Genomic DNA, 22,696 nt, shown 5'->3' on the forward strand with positions numbered 1-22,696 from the left:
ACGCCTGCCCACACCCTTAACGTCATCCGCAGCGGGGCGTAGGCTGCAAGTGGTGGTGCATGGCGCCCCTCATGCTCTGTCGCCTTGGCCTGTGCAGCCCATCCCCCAAACTGGAACGATTCCGGCAAACTGGCACCACCATGAACGTGATAGACCCGCGCACCGCCATCGTGTTGATCAGCGCCATGAGTGCGCTGATGGCGCTGGTGCTGTGGGCCCTCAAGCGCAGCTACCCACCCAGCATTCAGGGTCTGGGTCAATGGGCGCAGGCGCTGTTGATCATTGTGGTGGGCGGCATCCTGGCGGCCTCGCGTGGGCAACTGCCTGAAATCCTCACCACGGCCGTGCCCAATTTCTTGCTGTGCTGGGGCGTGTATGGCCTGTATGCGGGCACCCAGCGTTTTTACGGCGTGCGCCCAGCCACCTGGCGCTGGCTGGCGGTAACTGTCGCCGTCACGCTGGGCACCCTTTGGTTTGCCCTGGGCGACCCCAGTTACACAGCCCGCCTGCGGCTTGTGACGGCACTCTTGGCCGTGATGTTTGCCGTGCACGCCTGGTTCATCGTGCGGCAGGGCATGGGCAGCTTTTCGCGCTGGCTCACGGTGGGGGTGATCGTGTACATCGCCGTGATTCAGCTGGTGCGGCTTGCCACCACGTTCTTCCTGCCCATGGGCGACACCATCTTGAGCGGCACGCCGCAGCACGTGCTGTTCATCGCCAGTTTTTCCGTGTCTGTCCTGCTGTTTTCGGTGGGCGCCGTGCTGATGGCTGGCGACCGCCTGCGGGCCGAGCTGGAGCTGCTGGCCACCCGCGACTCGCTCACCAACACCCTGACCCGGCGCTACATGGACGAAGCCTGCGCCATAGAGCTGGAGCGCAGCCACCGCACCGGCCAGCCCCTGGCCATGCTGATGCTGGACCTGGACCATTTCAAAACCATCAACGACACCCACGGCCACCAGGCCGGCGACCGCGTGCTGGTGGAGTTTGCCGCCAAGGTACAGCGCTGCCTGCGCAACAAGGACCTGCTGGGCCGCTTTGGCGGCGAAGAATTTGCCCTGCTGCTGCCCAACACCCCCCTGGACGCCGCCCTGCAAGTGGCCGAGCGCATCCGCGCCGCCTGCGTGCCCCAGGGCAACGAGGTGGGCTGTACCGTCAGCATCGGCGTCACCCTGAGCCTGCCGCAGAACGACTCGATGGACAAGCTGCTGGCGAGAGCGGATGCGGCGCTGTATGAAGCGAAGAACACGGGGCGGAATCGGGTGGTGGCGGGGTGAGAGGGCTCTCTGACGAAGGGTAGAAGTGGGGCGCTTTCGGCCCGAAACGGCCCATGGAGGAGATCCGGCAGATGATCGCCCAGCAGCGGTTGATGTCATCCGCGCTTCGTCGTTGAACGCTTACTATCGGCCACAAGCGGACACTGAAGATCATGGCAATGCAGACTGTCTCCATCGCATTTGGCGCTCTAGCAACCCTGCTGGGCCTCTACTACTCGTTTCTTGGGTTGTCCGCAGTCCGACATCTGCGGAAGGCCGATGAAATCGATAGGGTCGCGGGATGGACGCTTTTGTGGTGCTTAGATACAGACCGCTACGAGCTAGAAGGAAAACGACTTTGCAAGATTGGGCTGATTGTTTCCCTATGTAGCGCAGCGCTTTGGATTGGCGCTTTTACCGTGCATCGTGTGTCTTGAGCGTCGTCTGTTCAGGGCCCGATAGCGTCCCTCGCCGCCGGGCAGAATTCGGCCAGAAGCTGCCTTCAGTGATGACTACAGACAACTACACCCCTCCGTCAACGCTTCAAGAACTGATGCAGCGATACGCGCTGGGTGAACGGCATTTCCCGAACGTAGATTTGTCTGAGGCCAATCTTTCTCGCGTTACCCTTGATGGAACAAGCTTCGGGCCACATTCCTGGTTTTCCAGTGCAGACTTCACTGGCGCAAGCCTTCGCGGGACCAGCTTTAGCAACTGCAACGTCAAGTGCGCGACGTTCAATGGAGCCGATCTGACCAACGCGACCTTCGCAAATGCGGCTATCGAGTCGATAGGCTTAGATGGCGCTGTGCTAGCCGGAACGAACTTTGTTGGTGCGACGTTCTACGGCATTGCGCTGGGTCCAGCCGATGAGTTTCCTTGAGAAGCAAGGGCGTTTCGCAATTCTGAACGACTGATTTGGGAGACAACGCCCTGCTGCTTTGGGCCCGTTAGCATCCCCCACGTCAGCGCTACGATGGCGTAATCGGGAGTTGTTTATGTCGCCTATAGCCTTCAGGAGCTTTGCGCAGAGAGGTGTCGTTTTCGGAGTGCTGCTTGCGGCATCTGGGGCGTTCGCATTGGCACAGGAGATACTTGAGCACGTTGAATTTTTACGGCTGCAAACTGACAAGTTGTCGCCACGCGAATGGCCAAATGCCGAGTACGTAGTTCGAACCCAGCAACAGTGGGATGAGATCTGGGCGATGGGCAAATTAGAACCCAATCCGCGGGATGCTGAGAGCATAGGCGCACCGAAGGTCGACTTCAGTCAATTCACTCTCGTTGGCGTTTCACGCGGAAAGCAGAGCCATGGGTGTACGAGCCTAAATATCAAACTTGTAATCCGACGCGGAAAACGAATTGATGTGCACTTCACCGACCCTGAGAACGCGAGACGAACCTACGGAGCGATGACGGTCTGCCCTGCGGTGGTTACCTATCTGAACGACTGGGTTTTGATACCGCGTACGCCCCGGCACTCGGTGATCAGATTCGTCGATAGCCAATCGATGCGCTAGAAGCTGCCCCGCAAAGCTGTAGCAAGATCTGCCCCGCCCCTGGCGGCGTGTCAGCGTCGCCTTTGGGCCCTGAGCGGACACTCGTCAGACGCTCTCTTACGGCGACAGCACTTGATCAAGTGCTCGAAGCATGTCTAAAAGGAGCGGCCGTCTTCAGCTGGCGCGACCTAGGCGCAAAACTGCCCAGAACACAAGCGCCTCAGCCGCGCCCGCACCTGCGCCGAACAACGCCGCTTGAGCGGTCGCCTGTGTCACCGTGCACAAAGCCGTCCCAACGGCGGCACCGCTCAACAGAGCAGACCACCACGTTACCTGCCCCCAGCGTCGAACGACAAGGTAAAGGGGAATTCCTAGAGCGACCGTGACAATCAACGTGAACTGGTAGAAAACTATGACCCACGTGCCAATCATTTTCCAACTGCCATCTGTGAGGTCAGGGCTTGTCAGCGAGAGCAGGGCTGCAGGGACCAGGGGTGCAAGCAAAAAGCCAAGAATTGGCGCCTGGACCTGCTTCATACGAGAGCCCCAGATTTAGTCATCTGCATATCGGAAGGTATTTCTGGGAGACAGCTGCTGGCCGGCAGTCGTCGTCCGCTCAAGACACCACCCCCCGCATCCCCGCCAACCCCGGCATCGCCCCCCGCATCCCCTCCAAAAACAACCGCAACCGCGCCGGATAAAACCGCGCATGTGGATACACCAGATACACCGGTAGCGAGGGGGCCTGCCAGGTGGGCACCAAGTGCAGCAAGCCGCCTGCGCGCAGATCCGCATCTACGATCCACGCCGATGCAATACACGCGCCGAGCCCGGCCAGGGCGGCGCTGCGCAGGGCGTACAGGCTGTCAGTGGCCAGGCGGGGGGTGATGGCGAAGGTGCTGGCCTCGCTGCTGTGCTGGTGGGTCAAGGTGACTTCGCGCTGGTAGAAGGTGCTGAGCGCCAGCCAGGGTAGATCCTTCAGATCCTGCGCGTGTTGCGGTGTGGGCCGACTTGCCATGAGGGCGGGCGATGCCAGTACGATGCGCGGCACTTCGGCAAGGCGAATGGCGACCACCGAGGGGTCTTCCACCGCACCCACCTGGATGGCGCAGTCGATACCTTCTGCGATGAAGTCAGGGCGGCGGTCGTGCAGCATCCATTCCACCGAAACATCGGGGTAGCGGCGCAGGTAGTCCATCAGCGGGGGGATGAGCTGGTTTTGCCCGAAGGCGTGGGGCGCCAGCACGCGCAGGGTGCCGCGCGGGGTGTCGGCCGTGCCGCGCAGGTCGTCCTCCATGGCGCGCCAGTCTTCCAGCAGGGCCTTGGCGTGGGCAAAGCAGCGGTCGCCGTCTTCCGTCAGCTTCATCACATGGGTGGATCGCTGCAGCAGCTTGATGCCCAGGCTGCGCTCCAGCGCTTGCAGGCGGCGGCTCACGGTGGGCTGGCTGGTGCCCAGTTGCTGGGCGGCGGCCGACAGGCTGCCGGCCTCGACGATGCGGACAAAGGTCTGCATCAGCTCGATGCGGTCGGCGCCGGGCGGCTGGGTCGGGAGGGCCGGGAGGGTGTTGGTCATACGTCAAGCGTATAACGAATCTGCAATTCAGCCTACTACCCAGCGCGGCGACGGGATAGAACAATCGCACCATTCCTTTTAAACCGATGGTGTTGTGATGTCTTCCATTCAAAATGTGCATGCAAGGGGTGTGGCGGGGCGGGCCCCGGTGGCGCTGGCTGAAGAGAGTGCGGCAGGCGCGGTGAGCGCGCCGCTGCTGTTGCTGCTGGCGACCACGGCGGGGCTGAGCGTGGCGTCGCTGTATTACAGCCAGCCCATGCTGGGCGTGCTGGGGGCCGACATGCAGGCCGACAGCCGCGTGGTGGGGCTGGTGCCCACGCTCACGCAGTTGGGGTATGCGCTGGGCATCTTGCTGCTGGCGCCGCTGGGCGACCGGTTTGACCGGCGCCGCATCATCGTCATCAAGTCCATTGCGCTGATGCTGGCGCTGCTGCTGAGCGGCCTGGCGCCCGGCATGGGCGCGCTGCTGGCGGCCAGCCTGGCCGTGGGCCTGGCGGCCACGGTGGCGCAAGACGTGGTGCCCGCCGCCGCCACGCTGGCCCCGGCCGCACAGCGCGGGCGCATGGTGGGCACGGTGATGACGGGGCTGCTGCTGGGCATTTTGCTGTCGCGTGTGGTCAGCGGCTTTGTGGCGCAGCAGTGGGGCTGGCGCACGGTGTATGTGGCGGCGGCGGTGGCCATTGCGCTGCTGACGGTGGCCGTGTGGCGCGGGCTGCCGCGCTTTGCGCCCACCACGCAGCTGGGCTATGGCGCGCTGATCGGCTCGATGGTGGCACTGTGGCGCCAGCACGCAGCGCTGCGCCGTGCGGCCTGGGCGCAGGGGTTGCTGGCCGTGGGCTTCAGCGCGTTCTGGTCCACGCTGGCGGTGATGTTGCACAGCCAGTTCCAACTGGGCACGGCGGCGGCGGGTGCGTTTGGCTTGGCTGGGGCGGCAGGTGCCTTGGCTGCCCCGCTGGCCGGGCGTCTGGCCGACAAGCGCGGGCCCGAGGTGGTGACGCGCTATGGCGCGGGGCTGGCTGCCGCGTCGTTTGCCGTGATGGCGCTGGCACCGCTGCTGCCTGCGCAGGCCCAGCTGGGCTTGATCGTGGCCAGTGCCATCGGCTTTGACTTTGGCGTGCAGGCCACATTGGTGGCGCACCAGACCATCGTGTACGGCATCGACCCCGCAGCGCGCAGCCGGCTGAATGCGCTGCTGTTCACAGGCATGTTCATCGGCATGTCGGCCGGGGCTGCGCTGGGCGCCTTGGTTCTGGCGCAGTGGGGCTGGCAGGGGGTTGTGGGGCTGGCCACCGTGTCGTCACTGGCGGCCCTGGGGGTGCGGTTGGCGCGGCGGGCAGGATGATCTGAATAAAAAATGGCTCTGCCGCCTGATGGGTAAGCGTTAGCAGCTATCAAAAAAAGAGCGGCCCGGGAGCCGCTCTTTCTTTCTGCTGGGCTACCTTGCCGGTGGCCTCAGGCCTTCTTCACTTCAATGTGGTACAGCCCCCAGGGGCACAGGCCAAAGCGTTCCTTCACTGGCTTGTCCTTGAAGGCGGGCAGCACGTCCGCGTCGTACACCGCCCACTGCGGGCCCAGGCCGCCCAGGGCCATGGGCTGGCCGTCGATGTGGGTGGCGACGATCATGCGGTAGGCCTGCACGTCGGCCATGCTGATGGTCACGTTGTAGCCGTCCACCGCGCGCAGCACCAGCTGCACGGGGCTACCTGCGGCCACACCGGCAGCGGCCAGCACGGTGGTGAGCAGGGGGCCTTTGAGCGTGTGGGGCTTGCTGTCGTATTCGAGCGTGGGCTTGATGGTGATGGCGGGCATGCGCTGCAGGGCGGCGGCGTCGAGCGCGTGGGCTTTGTCGAACTGGATGCCGTGTTTGCCCATCATCTGGTCGATGGTGGCATCGAGCGCGCCCCGGTTGGGCTGGGTGATGGCGCCGCTGATGGTGAGCAGGGCGGGGCTGGTGGATGCTTTGGCGGGTGGGGCGGCGTGGCTGCTGGTGGTGGCGGTCCACAGGCCTGCCAGGCCGACGCTGGCAGCCACAAAGTTTCTTTTGTTCATGCTCGGTTTCTCCTCGTGTGTTGTTTGCCTGGTTGATTGATCGATGGATGGGGCGCATCAATCCGGGGCGCATGGTAAGCGCAGGACTGGCGCTTGCCACCCAAAAAAGTGTCAGTACCTGTTTGCGTATGCCGCGTGTGCCGTGTGGCATGCGTGTCCTGTGGCCTTCAACCCCCAGGGTGCATGGCGCACCCTGCCAGCGCGCAGACGCGAGCCGCACCACAATCGGCGCCCATGACTTCTTCTTCGACGATGCTGCGGCTGATCAGCCTGGCGGCCTTTTGCAGCATGGCCTCCATGCGTGTGTGCGACCCGATGCTGGTGGCACTGTCCCTTGAGTACAAGATCACCACGGGCGATGCATCGGCCGTGATTGCGGCGTTTGCCGTTGCTTACGGCGTGCTGCAGCTGGTGTATGGCCCGCTGGGCGACCGGGTGGGCAAGGTGCGCGTGATCATCGGCGCCACAGCGGCCTGTGCGGTGTTCAGTGCCATGACGGCCCTGGCGCCCAGCTTCAGCCTGCTGGTGGTTGCGCGTGCAGCCATGGGGGCTGCGGCGGCCGGGATCATTCCGCTGTCGATGGCGTGGATTGGCGATGAGGTGGCCTACGAGCAGCGGCAAGAGACCCTGGCGCGGCTGATGGTGGCCACGGTGACCGGAATGATGGCGGGCCAGTGGTTTGGCGGCTTTGCCACCGAAACGCTGGGCTGGCGTGCGGCGCTGGGTGTGCTGGCCGTGCTGTTCTTCACGGCAGCCACGCTGCTGTTGCGCCATGCGCGCGCCAGCGGGGCGCTGCGCCCTGTGGTGGTGCCGGGCGCACCGGCGTTCTCGCTGGCCAACTACCTGGCGGGCACCCTGGCGCTGCTGCGCATCCCGCGTGTGCGCTGGGTGCTCACGGTGGTCACGATTGAGGGCGCACTCGCGTTTGGCACGCTGGCTTTTGTGCCTGCGCGCATGGTCGATGGGTTTGGCCTGTCGGCCTCTGCGGCGGGCGGCGTGATGGTGCTGTATGGCGTGGGCGGGCTGATCTACAGCGTGTTTGCGCGGCGCTGGCTGGCGGCGCTGGGCGAGCGGGGGCTCGCCGTGCTGGGCGCCAGTTTCATTGCCATCGGCCTGCTGTCGCTGGCCTGGGCGCCCGCCGTGGGTTGGGCCATGCTGGGCTGCTTCTTGGCGGGTATCGGCTTTTACATGCTGCACAACACGCTGCAGGTGCAGGCCACGCAGATGGCGCCCGAGGCGCGGGGCACGGCAGTGACGCTGTTTGCGTGCCTGCTGTTTCTGGGGCAGTCCACGGGTGTGCTGCTGGTGGCATTCAGTGTGGACCGGGGCTGGTTGCCGCCAGTGTTCACGGTGGCGGCGGTGGGGGTGTTTGTGCTGGGGATGCTGATCTCGCGCCGGGTGCAGGCGCGTGGGGTGGTGGCAGGCGCGTGATCACCCCGTCAGTGGTTGTCAGCCCCGCGCCTCGTACCAACCCTTGCTGCGGTTGACCACGGCCACCACCGCCAGCATCACGGGCACCTCGATCAGCACGCCCACCACCGTGGCCAGTGCTGCGCCGGAGTGAAAGCCAAACAGGCTGATCGCCGTGGCCACGGCCAGCTCGAAGAAGTTGGACGCGCCGATCAGGGCCGAGGGGCAGGCAATGTTGTGCTTTTCGCCCACGGCGCGGTTCAGGCCATAGGCCAGGGCGGAGTTGAACAGCACCTGGATCAGGATGGGCACGGCCAGCAGGGCGATGACCAGCGGCTGCTGCAGGATGGCTTCGCCCTGAAAGGCGAACAGCAGCACCAGCGTGGCCAGCAGCGCGGCGATGGACCAGGGGCCGGTGCGCGCCACGGCGGCGTCGAAGGCGGCCTGACCCTTGCGCAGCAGCCGCTTGCGCAGCCATTGCGCGATCACCACGGGGATCAGGATGTACAGCACCACCGAGGTGAGCAGCGTGTCCCACGGCACGGTGATGGCCGAAAGACCCAGCAAAAAGGCCACCAGCGGCGCAAACGCCACGATCATGATGCTGTCGTTCAGCGCCACCTGCGACAGCGTGAACAGCGGGTCGCCCCCGGTGAGGCGGCTCCATACAAACACCATGGCCGTGCAGGGCGCGGCGGCCAGCAAAATGAGCCCGGCGATGTAGCTGTCGATCTGGTCGGCAGGCAGGTACGGCGCAAACCAGTGGCGGATGAACAGCCAGCCCAGCAGCGCCATCGAAAACGGCTTGACCAGCCAGTTGACGAACAGCGTCACGCCAATGCCGCGCACATGCTGGCGCACCTCGGCCAGCGCGCCAAAGTCCACCTTCAGCAGCATGGGGATGATCATCACCCAGATGAGCAGGCCCACCGGCAGGTTGACGCGTGCCACCTCCAGCGCGCCCACGGCGCGCGCCGCGCCGGGCAGCCACTGGCCCAGCGCAATGCCCACCACGATGCACAGCAGCACCCAGATGGTGAGGTAGCGCTCGAACACCGCCATGCCGGCGGCCGGGGAGGGGGGCAGCGCACTGACAGCAGCACGTTGTAAAGGGCTTGGTGGCAGGGTCATTTCAGTGGTCCATTCAGTTATCCATTGCGCTGCGCGCCACCCGCGATGCATGCAACTGGCGCGCTCTAAACCAGCGCCCCCGCGCAAGGGCCGCCAAGCCGCACGTGCGGCGCATTGCTTGCGTGCGCTGGGGGCGTCCCCCTCCCGGCTCGCGCAGCGAGGCGAGAGAGGGGGAAGGCGCGAAGCGACTCAGGGGGTGTTTCATCATTGCTTGGGCAGGTTGCGGGCCGTGGCTTGCAGCGCGGTGGCGGCGAGCTTGTCGTCGGGCAGGTTCACCAGCAGTTCCAGGCGCTGCTTGATGGCGTGCAGGGTTTTGCGGAAGGCCTCAGCCTTGTCGGCGTCCGAGCCATCGCCCGCTGACGGGTCGGCATAGCCCCAGTGCGCCGTGGCCGGGTGGCCGGGCCAGAAGGGGCAGACCTCGCCCGCTGCGTTGTCGCACACGGTGATGATCAGGTCCATGTGCGGTGCGCCAGGGGCGGCGAATTCGTCCCAGCTTTTGCTGCGCAGCCCTTCGGTGGGGATGCCCGCGTGGGCCAGCGCCTGCAGGCCCAGCGGGTGGGGCTGCTGGTTGTCGCGCGGGCTGCTGCCGGCTGAATAGGCCTTGAAGCGGCCTTGGCCCATGGCGTTGAGCAAGGCCTCGGCCAGGATGCTGCGGGCGGAGTTGTGCGTGCACAAAAAGAGCACGTTCAAAGGAGGACGTTGTGGGGTGGCGTTCATCGTGGCTCCAGGCTCAGCAGCACTTGTTGGGGTTGTTGGCGGTGGGCCCGCAGCAGGCAGCCTGGCCGGGCGCGGGGGCGGGGGCGGACGGTGCGCCCGTGGGGCAGCAGGCGGCCTGGGCTGCCTGGGGTTGCTGCGCAGCGGCTTCGTTGAACACGGGGATGTTGCTCAGCGTGTGGAAGTGTTCCCAGGCCACGCCCTGCGGGTCGGTGATCCAGTGCTTGTCGCTGCGGGCATAGCAGCAGGTGGTGGCGCCTTCGTCCAGCAGGGCCATGTCGGCACCCTGGGCGCGGGCCTTGAGCTCGGCCAGTTCGTCGGCCTCGTCCACCTGGAAGCCCAGGTGGTCCACGCCGGGCTTGTCGCCCCGGGTGGAGATGGCGAAGTTCACGCGCGGGTCTTCGAGCATCCATTTGGCGTAGTCGGTCTCGACACGTGCAGGCTCGGCCGCGAACAGCCTGGAATAGAACGCGATGCTCTTGGCAAGGTCATCGACATGCATGTGGACGTGGAATCGCTTCATGGTGGTTTCCTTTCGGCTGTGGGTCGTGGGGTGGAAGTTGTTGGGGGGCGATCAGCACTGGCAGGCGGCGGTGGCCTCGTCGGTCAGGCAGGCAGCGCCCTGGCAGCAGTTCTCGGTCAGGTAGGCCAGCAGGTCGGTCATGGTGGCAAACGAGGCTCGGTAGATCAGGTTGCGGCCCTGGCGCTCCTGGCTCACCAGGCCCGCGTGGGTCAGCTCCTTGAGGTGGAACGACAGCGTGTTGGGCGCAATGCCCAGCTGCTCGGACAGCCCGCCGGGCGTGAGCCCTTCCTGGCCCGCCACCACCAGGGCGCGGAACACCCGCAGGCGCACCTCCTGGGCCAGGGCGGCGAGGGATCGGATGACATCGGTTTCTTGCATGGTTCGATAATACAACAAAAGTGGAAATATAGAAATGTGGCCTGGAGAAGTTTCTGGAGTCGTCAGGAAAATTCAAGGAAAAATGACAGTCTGCGCTCTATGGTATTGCTCTGATAGCTATGAAATTCATAGTTATTGAAGTCTGTGTACCACAGTCTTCATAACTCGGCGATCTAATCACCCGATTTTTTAATCGTTTGTGAACTTACGATTCACCGATACAGTCGCCCATCCTTTTCCAGACCCGCGCCGCAGCGGCCACTCACCGTGAGGCCGCTGCCGCGCACTGCTTTCCATGATCGATTTACGGGGTATCACCCAAACCTACCAGGGCCCACAAGGCCCCGTCGAAGCCCTGCGTGGCATCGACCTCAGCATCCAGCCGGGCGAAGTGTTCGGCGTCATCGGCAAGAGCGGCGCGGGCAAAAGCTCGCTGGTGCGCGTCATCAACCTGCTCAACCGGCCCACCACGGGCCAGGTCATCGTGGGCGGCCGTGACCTGACCCAGCTGAACGACGCGCAACTGCGCGAGGCCCGGCGCGAGATCGGCATGGTCTTCCAGCACTTCAACCTGCTGTCGTCGCGCACCGTGTTCGACAACGCCGCATTACCGCTGGAACTGGCGGGCATGGACAAGGCAGCGATTCGCGAGCGCGTGAACCCGCTGCTGGAGCTGGTGGGCCTGGCCCACTTGGCCGACCGCTACCCCGCGCAGATCAGCGGCGGGCAAAAGCAGCGCGTGGGCATTGCGCGCGCGCTGGCGAGCCGCCCCAAGGTATTGCTGAGCGACGAAGCCACCTCGGCGCTGGACCCGGAGACGACCCGCTCCATCCTCGACCTGCTGCGCCAGGTCAACCGCGAGCTGGGCCTCACCGTGGTGCTCATCACCCACCAGATGCAGGTCATCAAGCAGGTGGCCGACCGCGTGGCCGTGATCGAGGCGGGCCGTATCGTGGAGCAGGGCCGCGTGCTCGATGTCTTCACGCGCCCGCAGCAGGCCATCACCAAGAGCCTGATCGACGAAATCCTGCCGCAAGAGCTGCCTGCGAGCGTGCTTGACCATGTGCGCAAGCTCACCCGCCAGCTGGCCACCACGGCGCCCGGCCACGCGGGGCGGCTGCTGCGGCTGTCGTACTCGGGCGACAGCGCCTACCAGCCCATTCTGTCGCAGCTGATCCGCGAGTTTGGTGTGGACATGAGCATCCTGCATGGCCAGGTGGACGATATCCAGGACGAGACCTTCGGCTCGCTGGCCGTGTACGCCAGCGGCGAGCCCATGCAGGTGCGCGGTGCGGTGGAGCACCTGCGCGCGGGCGGCGTGGCGGTGCAAGAAGTCACGATTGAAATCTGAGGGAGCCATAAGCCATGTTCGACCATTTCACTCCGGCTATGCTGGACCTCTTTGCCTCTTCGCTGTGGGAGACGCTCATCATGGTGGGCATCTCCGGCATCGTGGGTGGCCTCATCGGCGTGCCGCTGGGCGTGTTCCTGCGCCTCACGGACCACGGCGGCGTGCTGCAGAACGGGCCCGTCAACAAGCTCGTGGGCTGGCTGGTGAACGCCGTGCGCTCCACGCCTTTCATCATCCTGCTGGTGGCCATCATCCCCTTCACGCGCTTCATCACGGGATCGTCGATTGGCACGGCTGCTGCGGTGGTCCCCTTGACGATTGCTGCCGCACCGTTTGTGGCCCGCCTGGTCGAAGCCGCCTTGCGCGAGGTGGACCACGGCCTGGTCGAAGCCGCCCAGGCCATGGGCGCCACCACCAGCCAGATCGTGTGGAAGGTGCTGCTGCCCGAGGCGCTGCCCGGCATCGTGGCGGGCCTGACCATCACGTTTGTGAGCCTGACCGGCTACTCGGCCATGGCCGGCGCGATTGGCGGCGGTGGTTTGGGTGACCTGGGCATCCGCTACGGCTACCAGCGCTTTCTGCCCGAGATCATGCTGGCCGTGGTGCTGGTGCTGATCTTCTTTGTGCAGGCCGTGCAGAGCCTGGGGGACTGGGCGGTGCGCAGGTTGAGCCACCGTTGATTTGCATTTTTTTGCTATTGATTAGATAGCTGCCGGTGCTTGATATTTAAGCGTCAAGGGCCAATTTAATACATATTTTTGCCCCTTTGCTTTGAGCCAACAGCGGCGCTGGTCTTTACTCCCTCCCCCCTTGTGGGAGAGGGAGCCTGAAAAACCCCTTTAACCCGGCACCCGGTAGTGGTAGCCATACGCCGTCTTGAACCCCATCGACTGGTACAGCCCCAGCGCTGGCGTGTTCTGCGCGCGCACTTGCAGGTAGGCGCTGGCTGCCCCGGCCTCGGCGGCCCAGTGCAGCAGGGCTGTGACCAGCGCGCGCCCGCGCCCGCCGCCCCGGTGCTCAGGCGCCACGGCCAGGTCGTACAGGCCCACGGCGCCGCGCTCCAGCACTGCCAGCCCAAAGCCCACGGGCTGGCCTTGTGCGTCGTGCTGCAGTGCAAATGCGGCAGGGTGGGCGATGTGGTCCAGCATGCTGTTGTGCAGCGCGCGGTGGTGCGTTGGCACGCTGTTGGCGGCGGCAAAGCCCTCCGGCCAGGCGGCAGTGGGCGTGGTGCTGATATGGGTGCTGCCATCGGGCTTGCCGACCGAACCCAGGGCCAGCGGCCGGTGCAACACCAGTGACGGATCGAAATGCTGATAGCCCGCCTCGGCCAGCTCCCGGTCGGCCTCGGCCGGGGCCAGGGGCGAGATGCGGAACACGGCGGGCAGCCCGTGCCGTGCGTACAGCACTGCAGCCGCTTCGCGCACCCCGTCAAACGGCGCGCCGGGCAGCAGCGCGTTGACCGAATTGGCACGCTTGGTGTAACCGCCCGACAGCCGGAACACCCAGCCCCGGTGGAACACCGTCTGGCGCGCGGGCCAGGCGTTGAAGGCGCGTTCTTCGAGGGCGCGGATCAGGGCTGCGGGGACGGTGGGCTCGATGGTGGTGGGCGTCATGTCTGGGGTTATACCAACCCGCCCCTCGGGCACACAGTCAGTCGTTTCGGTCGGTTCAGTCGGTGGTGATCTTGTGGTCGGCCACCAGCTTGGCAAAGCGTGTGGTGTCGCTGGCTATCTGCTCGGCCATCTGCGCGGGCGTGTTGCCGATGGGCTCGGCGCCAATGTCCTGCATGCGCTTCTTGAAGTCGGGCGACTGGATCACCTTGACCATCTCGGCGTTCAGCCGGGCCACTACATCGGCGGGTGTGCGTGCTGGGGCCAGCACGCCAAACCAGGTGCCAATGTCAAAGCTCGCAAAACCGCTCTCCTGCAGCGTAGGCACATCCGGCAGCGACGAGGACCGCTTGGCCGTGGTCACCGCCAGCGCGCGCAGTTTGCCTGCCTTGATGTGGGGCAGCACGGGCGTGATGGTGTCGAACGACATCGACACCTGGCCGCCCAGCAGGTCGGTGGTGAGCGGGCCGCTGCCCTTGTAGGGCACATGCAGCACAGGCTGACCGATGGCGGTCGAGAACTGCGTGCCTATCAGGTGCTGCGCCGTGCCCGCGCCGTTGGAGCCATACGAAAACTTGTCGGGCGCGGCCTTGATGAGGGCCACGAGCTCCTTAACATCCTTGGCGGGCGTGGTGGCGCTCACGGTCAGTACGTTGGGCACCAGGGCCACGGTGGTGATGGGTGAAAAGCTCTTTTGAAAGTCGTAGCTGAGCTTTTTGTAGACGCTGGTGGCAATGGTGTGGTGCACCGCGCCCATCAGCAGCGTGTAGCCGTCGGGTGCGGCCTTGGCGACGTAGTCGGCGCCGATGGTGGCGCCCGCGCCGCCGCGGTTTTCCACGATCACGGGCTGGCCCAGCGCGGTGCTGAGCTTTTCGCCCAGCGCACGCGCCAGCACGTCGGTGGTGCCGCCCGCTGCAAACGGCACGACGAGGGTGACGGGCTTGGTCGGCCAGGCCTGCGCGTGGACAGTTTTGCCAGGCAGCAGGCAGGCGGCTGCGGCCAGCGCCGCCAGTGCCATCAGGTGTTGACGGCGCAGCGGGTGGGCGATGGCGGTGGGGCTGGGGGTAGGGCGATGCATGGTTTGTCTCCTAAAGGATGGGGCGGCGGCTGTGTGGCCTTTGCGGCCTTGTGGTGGTGCCCGCCTTGTGGCGTCCAGGCCCGTTCTTGCGGGCCTTGAACGATTGCTTTCAGGCGGCTTTGCGCTCGGTCTCTTTGCCGCTGATCAGCGCGCACACCGCATCGGTCACCTGCGCCGTGGTGGCCGTGCCGCCCAGGTCGCGGGTGTGCAGGGCGGGGTTGGCGGTGACTTGTTCGATGGCCTGCATCACGGCGCGGGCCGCATCTACCTCGCCCAGGTGCTCCAGCAGCATCACCACCGACCAGAAGGTGCCGATGGGGTTGGCCAGGCCCTTGCCCATGATGTCAAACGCCGAGCCGTGGATGGGCTCGAACATGCTGGGGTAGCGGCGCTCGGGGTCGATGTTGCCGGTGGGCGCAATGCCCAGGCTGCCCGCCAACGCGGCGGCCAGGTCGCTGAGGATGTCGGCATGCAGGTTGGTGGCGACAATGGTGTCGAGCGTGGCGGGGCGGTTGACCATGCGGGCCGTGGCGGCGTCCACCAGCTCCTTGTCCCATTTCACATCGGGGAACTCGGCCGCCACCTGCGCGGCAATCTCGTCCCACATCACCATGGCGTGGCGCTGCGCGTTGCTCTTGGTGATGACGGTGAGTTGCTTGCGGGGGCGCGATTGCGCCAGGCGGAAGGCAAAGCGCAGGATGCGCTCCACGCCCACGCGGGTCATGATGGAGACATCAGTGGCCGCCTCGATGGGGTGGCCCTGGTGCACGCGGCCGCCCACGCCCGAGTATTCGCCCTCCGAGTTTTCGCGCACGATGACCCAGTCCAGGTCCTTGGGCGTGCAGCGCTTCAGGGGCGCGTCGATGCCCGGCAGGATGCGCGTGGGTCGTACGTTGGCGTACTGGTCGAAGCCCTGGCAGATTTTGAGGCGCAGGCCCCACAGCGTGATGTGGTCGGGGATGTCCGGGTCGCCGGCGGAACCGAACAGGATGGCGTCCTTGCCGCGCAGCGCATCGAGCCCATCGGCCGGCATCATCAGGCCGTGGGCGCGGTACCAGTCGCCGCCCCAGCCATAGTTTTCGAACTGGAACTGCAGGCCGGGGTGGCGGGCGGCCAGGGCTTCGAGCACACGCTGGCCAGCGGGAATTACTTCCTTGCCGATGCCGTCTCCGGGGATGGTGGCGATTTGATAGGTTGTCATGCAGAGGCCTGGGTAAAAAAGGTCTGGAAATGCCCGTGCAGCAAGGCACAGGCGTGAAAGAGAGACACAGGAGAAACCAAACGGTTGAGGGACTGTAGGCTTGGACGCCTTTGCAGAACGCCGCTAAAGTGAATCCATCGTTAACCTGAAGTTAAGGTCGCGCCGATGAGTTCCACCATCCAGCCCGCAGAACTGGGCTTTTTCTCCGCGCTGGCCGCCAGCCCCAGCCTGAGCGCCGCAGGGCGCGAAATGGGGGTCTCCACGGCGGCGGTCAGCAAGCACCTCACGCAGATGGAAAAGCGCCTGGGCGTGGTGCTGGTCAACCGCACCACGCGCCGCATGAGCCTCACGCCCGAGGGCGAGCTGCTGCTGGAGCACGCGCGCCGCATCCTGCGCGAGATCGATGCGCTCGATGAACTCATCGTGCAGTCCAAGGCCAGCCCCAAGGGCCTGCTGCGCGTGAACGCCACGCTGGGCTTTGGCCGTATGCACATCGCGCCCGTGATTTCGGACTTTGTGCGCCAGTACCCCGATGTGGATGTGCAACTGCAGCTGTCGGTGCACCCGCCGCCGATCACCGACGACGCCTACGATGTGTGCGTGCGTTTTGGCGAACCGCCCGACGGCCGCGTGATTGCCCGCCGCATCGCACCCAACCGGCGCGTGCTCTGCGCTGCGCCCGCCTACCTGGACCGCCACGGCAGGCCCCGGGTGCCGCGCGACCTGATGGAGCACCAGTGCATCGGCATCCGCCAGGGCGACGAGGCCTATGGCCTGTGGCGCCTGACCACCGGGCGCGGCAGCAAGGCGCACACCGAGTCGATCAAGATCACCGGCAACTTGACCACCAACGACGGCGAGATCGCCGTGCTGTGGGCTCTGCAGGGCCACGGCATCGTGATGCGCGCCGAGTGGGACGTGAACCGCCACCTGGCCCAGGGTCTGCTGGAGCCCGTGCTGCCGCACTACCAGACCCCGGCGGCTGACATCTATGCGGTGTACCCGCAGCGGCACCAGTTCTCCACCCGCGTGCAGGCGTTTGTGGGGTTTCTGGCCGAGGCGCTGGCAGCGTCGGGGGCACCGGTCGCTGTGCCCGCCAAGCCGACCAAGCCGGGCAAGTTGGGTAAAAGCGCAATGCAGGTTTCCTGATCTGCGGGGTGGCGCTGGTGTCGCTGTGCGGGTAGGGTGTCGCCATCCCAGTCCGTTTTGCCCGCCTTCTTCCGCTACCCTGCCAAGACCAGGCTTTTGCCCATGAAACCACTTTCGCAGCTTTTTGCCGCGCTGGCCTGCGCCCTCACAGCCCTGCGGGTGCTGGCTACCGACTCCACCGCAGCCCAAGACTGGTCTCTGTCGGCCGATGGCGCCTATGTACTTGATGCGCGCGCAGGCCTGGCCTGGCCGCGTTGTGTGGAAGGCATGCAGTGGACGGGCAAGACCTGCACCGGCAAGCCGTTGCTGCTGGACCGTGCCGAAGCCACCACCCTTGCCACCGACCGCTGGAAGGCCGAGGGCGTGGGTTGGCGCCTTCCCCGCGCGGCGGAACTGCAGCGGCTGGTGGACAAGTCGCTGTCTCCCCCGGGCCTCAACCCCATCCTGTTCCCGGCCGCGCCGGGCCAGTGGCACTGGTCATCCACCAGCAACGTGAGTGCGCCCAGCGTCAACCCATACACCTACGGCAACATCGCGCAAGGCCGCGCGGGCGATGGCGTACGGCAGGCTGCCATGATCAACGGCTGGGCCGTGAACCTGTCCACCGGCGAGGCACGGGGCGATGCGGCGCGGGCCAGCAAGCTGCCCGTGCGGCTGGTACGGCCGCAGCCTGTGGGGCCGGGGAAGTAGCCGCAGACGTCGCGCGGAGCAGGTAGCGGCTCAGGCACCTCATGCTGCTACCGTTTCCGCATCGCCCGCCGCAAACACTTCGCGGGCAGCGGCCAGTCCGTTCAGCGCGGCGGGAAAGCCTGCGTAAACAGCCATCTGCATGAGGACTTCCACTATTTCTTCACGGGTGACGCCCACGTTCAGCGCCGCCTGCAAGTGCACCTTGAGCTGTGGTGTGGCGTTGCCCAGCGCAGTCAAAGCAGCGATCACTGCAATTTCGCGGCTGCGCAGGTCCAGTCCGGGTCGGGAATAGATATCGCCAAACGGAAACTCGATCAGGTAGCGGGCGAAATCGGGGGCAATGTCGGCCAGGCTGGCGACGACGTGCTCACCGGCGTGGCCGTCGATTTCGCGCAGCTTGGCGAGGCCCTGGAGATAACGGGGATTGGTTTCGGGGGACATGGGTGCTTCCTTTGCGGGGTGACGAGGGTGTGTGGCGAAGGGAAGCCTCCAGATCCCGGTAGTGCGCGATCTTGGCTTGCAGCGCCTGTGCGGCTTGCTGCATGGCGGTGATGGTTGCAAGCACCTGAGCAAGGTGATGCTCCAGCAGCTCGCGCCGTTCGGGGGCGGTGGTGTTCCCTTCGCTGCGCAGCCGCGCGAAGGCCTGCATCTGCCCGATGGGCATCTGGGTCTCGCGCAGGCGCAGCAGGAATCCGATCCATTCCATGTCCGAAGCCGCATAGCGGCGCTGGCCACCCGGCGCGCGCGCCACGGGCGCAATCAGCCCGGCGCGCTCGTAGTAGCGCAGCGTGTGCGCGGTCAGGCCCGTGCGTTCGGCGACTTCGGCAATGGTGAGGAGGGATGCCATGGGAACGATTCTGAAAGTTGGAGTGCACTCTAAGTCAAGCACTGAATCGCTCCAACGTGACAAGGGGTCGCAACAGGCCGCTGTCTAACCCTTGTTCGTATTCGCAGCCTCGTGATCTCTAGCCACCCGCGTGCTTGCAAGCAGTCTCTTCACCGCAGCTGCAACGCCTGCAGCACCAGCGAAAACGCAGGCGATGGCTGGCGCCGACTGGGGTAGTACAGGTGGTAGCCCGCGAACGGTGGGCACCAGTCTTCCAGCACTCGGACCAGGCGTCCGTCTTTGATGTGGGGGGCCAGTTCGTCCTCAGGCAGCAGCGCAATGCCCAGCCCGGCCAACGCTGCATCGACCTGGGGCGAGGCTGTGTTGAAGATCAGCGGGCCATCTACCCGCACGTTGACCTGTTTGCCCTTGCGCGCAAAGTCCCACACGTACAGGCCGCCCGAGGTAGGCATGCGCTGGTTGATGCAGCGGTGCGCCGTCAGGTCGTGCGGGGTTTTGGGAATGGGATGGGCGGCAAAGTAGCTGGGCGATGCGACCACGGCCATGCGAAGCGGCGGGCCGATGGGCATGGCAATCATGTCCTTGTCAATGGTGTTGCCCAGGCGCACCCCGGCGTCAAAACGGTCGGCCACGATGTCGCGAAAGCCGTAGTTCATGTCGAACTCCAGCGTGATGTCGGGGTTGTCGTGCAATAGCGGCATGAGCTTGGGCAGCAGCGTAGTGTGCATGACGTGGTCGCCGCAGGTGATGCGCACAGTGCCTGCGGGTTTGTCGCGCAGTGCGGTCAGCGCATCCAGCTCGGCCTCAATCTCGTCAAAGCGGTGACCGATGGCTTGCATCAGGCGTTCGCCCGCTGGTGTGGGCGAGACGCTGCGCGTGGTGCGTGTGAGCAGCCGGATCTGCAGGCGCTCTTCAAGGCCACGGATGGTCTGGCTCAGCGCGGACTGCGTGACGCCCAGAGTGGCTGCGGCCCGGGTGAAGCTGCCCTCGCGCGCCACGGTGACAAAGGCCAGCAGATCGTTCAGGTTGCGTCTCGCCATGTCTGATCCTTTGGGTTGATTAGTTAGCCAGCCTTATAAACCCATTCGCCATTCATTATCTAGTCGGCGCAAGCAATGCTGGGCAAACTTCTTGCCATGGCACAACGCATCAGCACCCACCCCTTCCAACGCCGCGCCCTGGTGGGTGTCGCCTTGGCATTCACCCTGGCAGCCGGGGTGATGCCCACCACCACCTTTGCACAGCAGGGCCTCATGAAAATTCATCTGCAAATTGATGGCGCCATTGCCACCGCCACCCTGGACAACAACGCCGCAGCGCGCGATTTTGTGGCCCAACTGCCGCTGTCGCTGACGTTGCAGAACTACGCGGAGATCGAACGCATCGCCACCCTGCCGCGCAAGCTGTCGGTGGATGGGGCACCGGCGGGCATCACCCCCAAAACCGGTGACATCAACTACTACGCGCCCTGGGGCAATCTGGCGATTTTTGTGGGCGATGACGCCTATGCACGCGGCCTGGTGCGGCTCGGCAGAGTGGACACGGGCCTGCCCGCGTTCCAGCGCCAGGGGCCTTTGAAGGTGCGTATCGAACGCGCCAGCGATTGACGCGCGGACAAAGCATTGGAGCGTCCAACGAAGGCGCGCCCTCGACCCCCGCCTTCATTTCTCGATTTCTCGTCCTTCCCCAATTTCCTTCCTCCCCAGGAGCATCGAACATGCACAACACACTCTCCATCATCCACGCACAGCACCCAATACTCGGCACAGCCCCCCTCACCTCGGACCGGCGCGACTTCCTCATCCGGGCGGGCTTCGGTGCGGCGGTATGGGGCGGGCTGTCTGCCGCGGGTGGTAGTGCGATGGCAGCGGGGCCGCAGCCAGCGCCCGGCAAGCTCAGCGGCGCCGACAATTTCTACCAAAGCGACAAGGTGGCCGTGCGCAAGGTGACCTTCAAGAACCAGTACCGCATGGCAGTGGCTGGCAACCTGTTTGTGCCCAAGAACCTAGACCGCAGCAAAAAAAATCCGGCCATTCTGGTGGGCCACCCCATGGGCGCAGTCAAAGAACAAAGCGCCAACCTGTATGCCACCAAGATGGCGGAGCAGGGTTTTGTCGCGCTGTCGCTGGACCTGCCTTTCTGGGGCGAGAGCGACGGCCAGCCGCGCAACGCCGTGGCGCCAGACATCTATGCCGAGGCTTTCAGCGCAGCGGTGGATTTTCTGGGCACGCAGGCGATGGTGGACCGCGAGCGCATTGGGGCCATTGGCGTGTGCGGCAGCGGCAGCTTTGTCATCAGCGCCGCCAAGATCGACCCGCGCATGAAGGCCATCGCCACCGTCAGCATGTACGACATGGGTGCTGCCAACCGTGATGCGCTGAACCACTCGCAGACTTTGGAGCAGCGCAAGCAGATCATTGCCGCCGCTGCCGAGCAGCGCTACGTGGAATTCACCGGCGGAGCCATCCAGTACACCGGTGGCACGGTGCACGAGCTGACGGCAGACACACACCCCATTCAGCGGGAGTTCTATGACTTCTACCGCACCCCGCGTGGCGAGGTCACGCCCAAGGGCGGCTCAGCCAAAACCACCACCCACCCCACGCTGACCAGCAACGTCAAGTTCATGAACTTCTACCCGTTCAATGACATCGAGACGATTTCTCCGCGCCCCATGCTCTTCATCACGGGTGACCAGGCGCATTCCAAGGAGTTCAGCGAAGACGCCTTCAAGCGCGCTGCCGAGCCGAAGGAGCTGCACATCGTCCCCGGTGCGGGCCATGTGGATCTGTATGACCGTGTGAACCTGATCCCATGGGGCAAGTTGACGGCGTTCTTTGGCAAACACCTGGCTTAAGCAATGACCACCCAGGTTTGCGACGCCCCGCCGCACCACACAGGCGGTGAAGACGGGGCGGCGGCGCAGCCCGCGCGCTGGGGCGGCGTTTTTGCGATGACGCTCTGCGTGTTTGCGCTGATCGCGTCGGAGTTCATGCCAGTCAGCCTGCTCACACCCATGGCCGCAGACCTGGGTGTCAGTGAGGGTTGGGCCGGGCAGGGCATTGCGATATCGGGCGCCTTCGCCGTGCTCACCAGCCTGAGCATTGCAGCGCTGGCAGGCAGGATGGACCGCAAGACCCTGCTTCTGGGCCTTACGGCGCTGATGTGCTTATCTGGCGCGGTCATTGCACTGGCACCGAACTACGCGGTGTACATGGTGGGGCGCGCGCTCATTGGGGTGGTGGTGGGAGGCTTTTGGTCGATGTCGGCCGCCACGGCCATGCGGCTGGTGCCCGCGCAGCAGGTGCCACGGGCCCTGGCCATCTTCAATGGTGGCAACGCGCTGGCCACGGTGGTGGCGGCGCCGCTCGGCAGCTATCTGGGGGCCGTGATTGGCTGGCGCGGGGCTTTCTTCTGCCTGGTGCCGGTGGCGGTACTGGCCTTCATCTGGCAGTGGGTGAGCCTGCCGCCGATGCCTGCCGGGCCCCGGCGCTCTGGGGCCTCTGGCCTTGTTTTCAGACTGCTCCGGCGCCGGATGATTGCCGTGGGCATGCTGGCAGTGGGCTGCTTTTTCATGGGACAGTTTGTGCTGTTTACCTACCTGCGTCCATTTCTGGAGACCGTCACGCATGTGGGTGGGTTCACCTTGTCGTTCATCCTGCTGGTGATCGGGGTGGCGGGCTTTGTGGGCACCACGCTCGTCGGCGCGGCGCTGGCCAGAGGCTTTTACCCAACGCTGTTCATGGCACCCGTCTTGATGGCGCTCATCGCCATCGCGCTGATCTGTTTGGGTGACCAGCTCACCGCTGTCACGGCCTTGCTGGGTGTGTGGGGCCTGGTGGCTACGGCCGCGCCGGTGGGCTGGTGGACATGGGTCGCCCGGTCGATGCCGAAAGACGCTGAAGCCGGAGGCGGTCTCATGGTGGCGGTGGTCCAACTGGCTATCGGCCTGGGCTCCACGGTGGGGGGCCTGCTGTTTGACCGCAGCGGATACCAGAGCACCTTTGTCGTCAGCGCTGTTTTGTTGGTGGTGGCCGCGTTGCTGGTCTTGCTGACCTGGCGCTCTGGCAGGTCCGAGGGCCGTGCTTTTGTCGGTAGTTGAAGGTTGAAGGAGATGGGGTGCACGCGTGCATTGCGCGCCAGCAAACTGACGGCGATGTGGGGTGCAAAACCGAGGGGACAGCAAAACCCGGCGTCCTGGTGAAAAATGGCGCGGCAGGTGGAGAGGCTGTGACCT

23 protein-coding genes are annotated in these 22,696 nt (G+C 65.1%); 11 read left to right on the plus strand and 12 right to left on the minus strand.

Annotation, left to right across the window (positions count from 1 at the left end; all coding sequences use genetic code 11):
* Positions 1-140 precede the first annotated feature (140 nt).
* Together KW832_RS09365 and KW832_RS09370 are read left to right on the plus strand one after the other, a co-directional pair.
* Entirely contained in the window at positions 141-1,277 is a 1,137-nt protein-coding gene (locus tag KW832_RS09365; RefSeq protein ID WP_010461410.1) for a diguanylate cyclase, read from the plus strand.
* Between the two features lie 487 nt (positions 1,278-1,764).
* Positions 1,765-2,139, plus strand: a complete 375-nt coding sequence (locus KW832_RS09370) for a pentapeptide repeat-containing protein (protein ID WP_218299658.1) — start codon at positions 1,765-1,767, stop codon at positions 2,137-2,139.
* Between the two features lie 1,232 nt (positions 2,140-3,371).
* On the opposite strand, the gene KW832_RS09375 is transcribed toward KW832_RS09370, so the two are convergent.
* Complete coding sequence (locus KW832_RS09375; protein ID WP_218299659.1) at positions 3,372-4,328, minus strand: LysR family transcriptional regulator; 957 nt, start codon at positions 4,326-4,328, stop codon at positions 3,372-3,374.
* A 97-nt stretch (positions 4,329-4,425) separates the two neighbouring features.
* Here KW832_RS09375 and KW832_RS09380 point away from each other — a divergent pair, with 97 nt between their 5' ends.
* Entirely contained in the window at positions 4,426-5,670 is a 1,245-nt protein-coding gene (locus KW832_RS09380) for an MFS transporter (RefSeq protein WP_218299660.1), read from the plus strand.
* A 110-nt stretch (positions 5,671-5,780) separates the two neighbouring features.
* Here KW832_RS09380 and KW832_RS09385 read toward each other — a convergent pair whose 3' ends face one another.
* Positions 5,781-6,377 (minus strand): molybdopterin-dependent oxidoreductase, encoded by a 597-nt coding sequence (locus KW832_RS09385; RefSeq protein WP_094290564.1) that lies wholly within the window; start codon positions 6,375-6,377, stop codon positions 5,781-5,783.
* A 234-nt stretch (positions 6,378-6,611) separates the two neighbouring features.
* On the opposite strand from KW832_RS09385, the gene KW832_RS09390 reads away from it, so the two are divergent.
* Entirely contained in the window at positions 6,612-7,808 is a 1,197-nt protein-coding gene (locus tag KW832_RS09390; protein ID WP_255577593.1) for an MFS transporter, read from the plus strand.
* Between the two features lie 18 nt (positions 7,809-7,826).
* Here KW832_RS09390 and arsB read toward each other — a convergent pair whose 3' ends face one another.
* From arsB to KW832_RS09410, 4 genes are all read right to left on the minus strand, one after another.
* Positions 7,827-8,849, minus strand: coding sequence for an ACR3 family arsenite efflux transporter (arsB, locus tag KW832_RS09395; RefSeq protein ID WP_218299785.1), 1,023 nt, complete (start codon positions 8,847-8,849; stop codon positions 7,827-7,829).
* Between the two features lie 273 nt (positions 8,850-9,122).
* Positions 9,123-9,635: an arsenate reductase ArsC gene (locus KW832_RS09400; RefSeq protein WP_218299661.1), complete on the minus strand. Its 513-nt coding sequence runs from the start codon at positions 9,633-9,635 to the stop codon at positions 9,123-9,125.
* Between the two features lie 13 nt (positions 9,636-9,648).
* The gene (locus KW832_RS09405; RefSeq protein WP_218299662.1) at positions 9,649-10,155 is read right to left on the minus strand and encodes an ArsI/CadI family heavy metal resistance metalloenzyme; all 507 of its coding nucleotides are present in this window, start codon (positions 10,153-10,155) and stop codon (positions 9,649-9,651) included.
* A gap of 51 nt (positions 10,156-10,206) precedes the next feature.
* Complete coding sequence (locus KW832_RS09410) at positions 10,207-10,533, minus strand: helix-turn-helix transcriptional regulator (protein ID WP_218299663.1); 327 nt, start codon at positions 10,531-10,533, stop codon at positions 10,207-10,209.
* Positions 10,534-10,828: 295 nt separating this feature from the next.
* On the opposite strand from KW832_RS09410, the gene KW832_RS09415 reads away from it, so the two are divergent.
* Both KW832_RS09415 and KW832_RS09420 read left to right on the plus strand, forming a co-directional pair.
* Positions 10,829-11,884 carry a methionine ABC transporter ATP-binding protein gene (locus KW832_RS09415; RefSeq protein ID WP_218299664.1) on the plus strand — a complete coding sequence of 352 codons (1,056 nt, stop codon included), beginning with the start codon at positions 10,829-10,831 and terminating at the stop codon, positions 11,882-11,884.
* Positions 11,885-11,898: 14 nt separating this feature from the next.
* Positions 11,899-12,564 carry a methionine ABC transporter permease gene (locus KW832_RS09420; RefSeq protein ID WP_055397552.1) on the plus strand — a complete coding sequence of 222 codons (666 nt, stop codon included), beginning with the start codon at positions 11,899-11,901 and terminating at the stop codon, positions 12,562-12,564.
* A gap of 159 nt (positions 12,565-12,723) precedes the next feature.
* Here KW832_RS09420 and KW832_RS09425 read toward each other — a convergent pair whose 3' ends face one another.
* From KW832_RS09425 to KW832_RS09435, 3 genes are all read right to left on the minus strand, one after another.
* The gene (locus KW832_RS09425; protein WP_218299665.1) at positions 12,724-13,497 is read right to left on the minus strand and encodes an N-acetyltransferase; all 774 of its coding nucleotides are present in this window, start codon (positions 13,495-13,497) and stop codon (positions 12,724-12,726) included.
* A gap of 55 nt (positions 13,498-13,552) precedes the next feature.
* Positions 13,553-14,512: a tripartite tricarboxylate transporter substrate binding protein gene (locus tag KW832_RS09430; protein ID WP_218299786.1), complete on the minus strand. Its 960-nt coding sequence runs from the start codon at positions 14,510-14,512 to the stop codon at positions 13,553-13,555.
* A gap of 169 nt (positions 14,513-14,681) precedes the next feature.
* Positions 14,682-15,773, minus strand: a complete 1,092-nt coding sequence (locus tag KW832_RS09435; protein ID WP_218299666.1) for a tartrate dehydrogenase — start codon at positions 15,771-15,773, stop codon at positions 14,682-14,684.
* Positions 15,774-15,938: 165 nt separating this feature from the next.
* On the opposite strand from KW832_RS09435, the gene KW832_RS09440 reads away from it, so the two are divergent.
* Positions 15,939-16,922: a LysR substrate-binding domain-containing protein gene (locus tag KW832_RS09440; protein ID WP_255577594.1), complete on the plus strand. Its 984-nt coding sequence runs from the start codon at positions 15,939-15,941 to the stop codon at positions 16,920-16,922.
* A gap of 102 nt (positions 16,923-17,024) precedes the next feature.
* Positions 17,025-17,612 (plus strand): DUF1566 domain-containing protein, encoded by a 588-nt coding sequence (locus KW832_RS09445; RefSeq protein WP_218299667.1) that lies wholly within the window; start codon positions 17,025-17,027, stop codon positions 17,610-17,612.
* A gap of 39 nt (positions 17,613-17,651) precedes the next feature.
* Here the strand turns inward: KW832_RS09445 and KW832_RS09450 are convergent, their stop codons facing one another.
* From KW832_RS09450 to KW832_RS09460, 3 genes are all read right to left on the minus strand, one after another.
* Positions 17,652-18,053 (minus strand): carboxymuconolactone decarboxylase family protein, encoded by a 402-nt coding sequence (locus tag KW832_RS09450; RefSeq protein ID WP_121506623.1) that lies wholly within the window; start codon positions 18,051-18,053, stop codon positions 17,652-17,654.
* A complete protein-coding gene (locus KW832_RS09455; RefSeq protein ID WP_218299668.1) occupies positions 17,980-18,459 on the minus strand; it encodes a MerR family transcriptional regulator in 480 nt (159 codons plus the stop codon). Before KW832_RS09455 ends, KW832_RS09450 begins: the two co-directional genes overlap by 74 nt.
* Positions 18,460-18,608: 149 nt before the next feature.
* Positions 18,609-19,499 carry a LysR family transcriptional regulator gene (locus tag KW832_RS09460; RefSeq protein ID WP_218299669.1) on the minus strand — a complete coding sequence of 297 codons (891 nt, stop codon included), beginning with the start codon at positions 19,497-19,499 and terminating at the stop codon, positions 18,609-18,611.
* 96 nt (positions 19,500-19,595) lie between these two features.
* Between KW832_RS09460 and KW832_RS09465 the strand changes: the two genes are divergently transcribed.
* The 3 genes from KW832_RS09465 to KW832_RS09475 all read left to right on the plus strand — a co-directional run bounded on the left by KW832_RS09465 (position 19,596) and on the right by KW832_RS09475 (position 22,561).
* Positions 19,596-20,066, plus strand: a complete 471-nt coding sequence (locus tag KW832_RS09465; protein ID WP_255577595.1) for a cyclophilin-like fold protein — start codon at positions 19,596-19,598, stop codon at positions 20,064-20,066.
* A 254-nt stretch (positions 20,067-20,320) separates the two neighbouring features.
* Entirely contained in the window at positions 20,321-21,316 is a 996-nt protein-coding gene (locus KW832_RS09470; protein WP_255577645.1) for an alpha/beta hydrolase, read from the plus strand.
* A gap of 3 nt (positions 21,317-21,319) precedes the next feature.
* Positions 21,320-22,561 carry an MFS transporter gene (locus KW832_RS09475; RefSeq protein WP_370628661.1) on the plus strand — a complete coding sequence of 414 codons (1,242 nt, stop codon included), beginning with the start codon at positions 21,320-21,322 and terminating at the stop codon, positions 22,559-22,561.
* The last annotated feature ends 135 nt before the right edge of the window (positions 22,562-22,696 follow it).

The organism is Acidovorax sp. sif0632 (assembly GCF_019218805.1).
GTDB lineage: Bacteria > Pseudomonadota > Gammaproteobacteria > Burkholderiales > Burkholderiaceae_C > Acidovorax > Acidovorax facilis.

Excerpts from the sequence above, each read along its gene's own strand:
- KW832_RS09450 (WP_121506623.1), bottom strand. The coding sequence starts at position 18,053 with ATGTCCCCCGAAACCAATCCCCGTTATCTCCAGGGCCTCGCCAAGCTG.
- KW832_RS09440 (WP_255577594.1), top strand. The coding sequence starts at position 15,939 with ATGAGTTCCACCATCCAGCCCGCAGAACTGGGCTTTTTCTCCGCGCTG.
- KW832_RS09410 (WP_218299663.1), bottom strand. The coding sequence starts at position 10,533 with ATGCAAGAAACCGATGTCATCCGATCCCTCGCCGCCCTGGCCCAGGAG.
- KW832_RS09385 (WP_094290564.1), bottom strand. The coding sequence starts at position 6,377 with ATGAACAAAAGAAACTTTGTGGCTGCCAGCGTCGGCCTGGCAGGCCTG.
- arsB (WP_218299785.1), bottom strand. The coding sequence starts at position 8,849 with ATGGCGGTGTTCGAGCGCTACCTCACCATCTGGGTGCTGCTGTGCATC.
- KW832_RS09400 (WP_218299661.1), bottom strand. The coding sequence starts at position 9,635 with ATGAACGCCACCCCACAACGTCCTCCTTTGAACGTGCTCTTTTTGTGC.
- KW832_RS09465 (WP_255577595.1), top strand. The coding sequence starts at position 19,596 with ATGGCACAACGCATCAGCACCCACCCCTTCCAACGCCGCGCCCTGGTG.
- KW832_RS09375 (WP_218299659.1), bottom strand. The coding sequence starts at position 4,328 with ATGACCAACACCCTCCCGGCCCTCCCGACCCAGCCGCCCGGCGCCGAC.
- KW832_RS09415 (WP_218299664.1), top strand. The coding sequence starts at position 10,829 with ATGATCGATTTACGGGGTATCACCCAAACCTACCAGGGCCCACAAGGC.
- KW832_RS09425 (WP_218299665.1), bottom strand. The coding sequence starts at position 13,497 with ATGACGCCCACCACCATCGAGCCCACCGTCCCCGCAGCCCTGATCCGC.
- KW832_RS09380 (WP_218299660.1), top strand. The coding sequence starts at position 4,426 with ATGTCTTCCATTCAAAATGTGCATGCAAGGGGTGTGGCGGGGCGGGCC.
- KW832_RS09470 (WP_255577645.1), top strand. The coding sequence starts at position 20,321 with ATGGCAGCGGGGCCGCAGCCAGCGCCCGGCAAGCTCAGCGGCGCCGAC.
- KW832_RS09420 (WP_055397552.1), top strand. The coding sequence starts at position 11,899 with ATGTTCGACCATTTCACTCCGGCTATGCTGGACCTCTTTGCCTCTTCG.
- KW832_RS09460 (WP_218299669.1), bottom strand. The coding sequence starts at position 19,499 with ATGGCGAGACGCAACCTGAACGATCTGCTGGCCTTTGTCACCGTGGCG.
- KW832_RS09445 (WP_218299667.1), top strand. The coding sequence starts at position 17,025 with ATGAAACCACTTTCGCAGCTTTTTGCCGCGCTGGCCTGCGCCCTCACA.
- KW832_RS09435 (WP_218299666.1), bottom strand. The coding sequence starts at position 15,773 with ATGACAACCTATCAAATCGCCACCATCCCCGGAGACGGCATCGGCAAG.
- KW832_RS09390 (WP_255577593.1), top strand. The coding sequence starts at position 6,612 with ATGACTTCTTCTTCGACGATGCTGCGGCTGATCAGCCTGGCGGCCTTT.
- KW832_RS09455 (WP_218299668.1), bottom strand. The coding sequence starts at position 18,459 with ATGGCATCCCTCCTCACCATTGCCGAAGTCGCCGAACGCACGGGCCTG.
- KW832_RS09405 (WP_218299662.1), bottom strand. The coding sequence starts at position 10,155 with ATGAAGCGATTCCACGTCCACATGCATGTCGATGACCTTGCCAAGAGC.
- KW832_RS09370 (WP_218299658.1), top strand. The coding sequence starts at position 1,765 with ATGACTACAGACAACTACACCCCTCCGTCAACGCTTCAAGAACTGATG.
- KW832_RS09430 (WP_218299786.1), bottom strand. The coding sequence starts at position 14,512 with ATGGCACTGGCGGCGCTGGCCGCAGCCGCCTGCCTGCTGCCTGGCAAA.
- KW832_RS09475 (WP_370628661.1), top strand. The coding sequence starts at position 21,320 with ATGACCACCCAGGTTTGCGACGCCCCGCCGCACCACACAGGCGGTGAA.
- KW832_RS09365 (WP_010461410.1), top strand. The coding sequence starts at position 141 with ATGAACGTGATAGACCCGCGCACCGCCATCGTGTTGATCAGCGCCATG.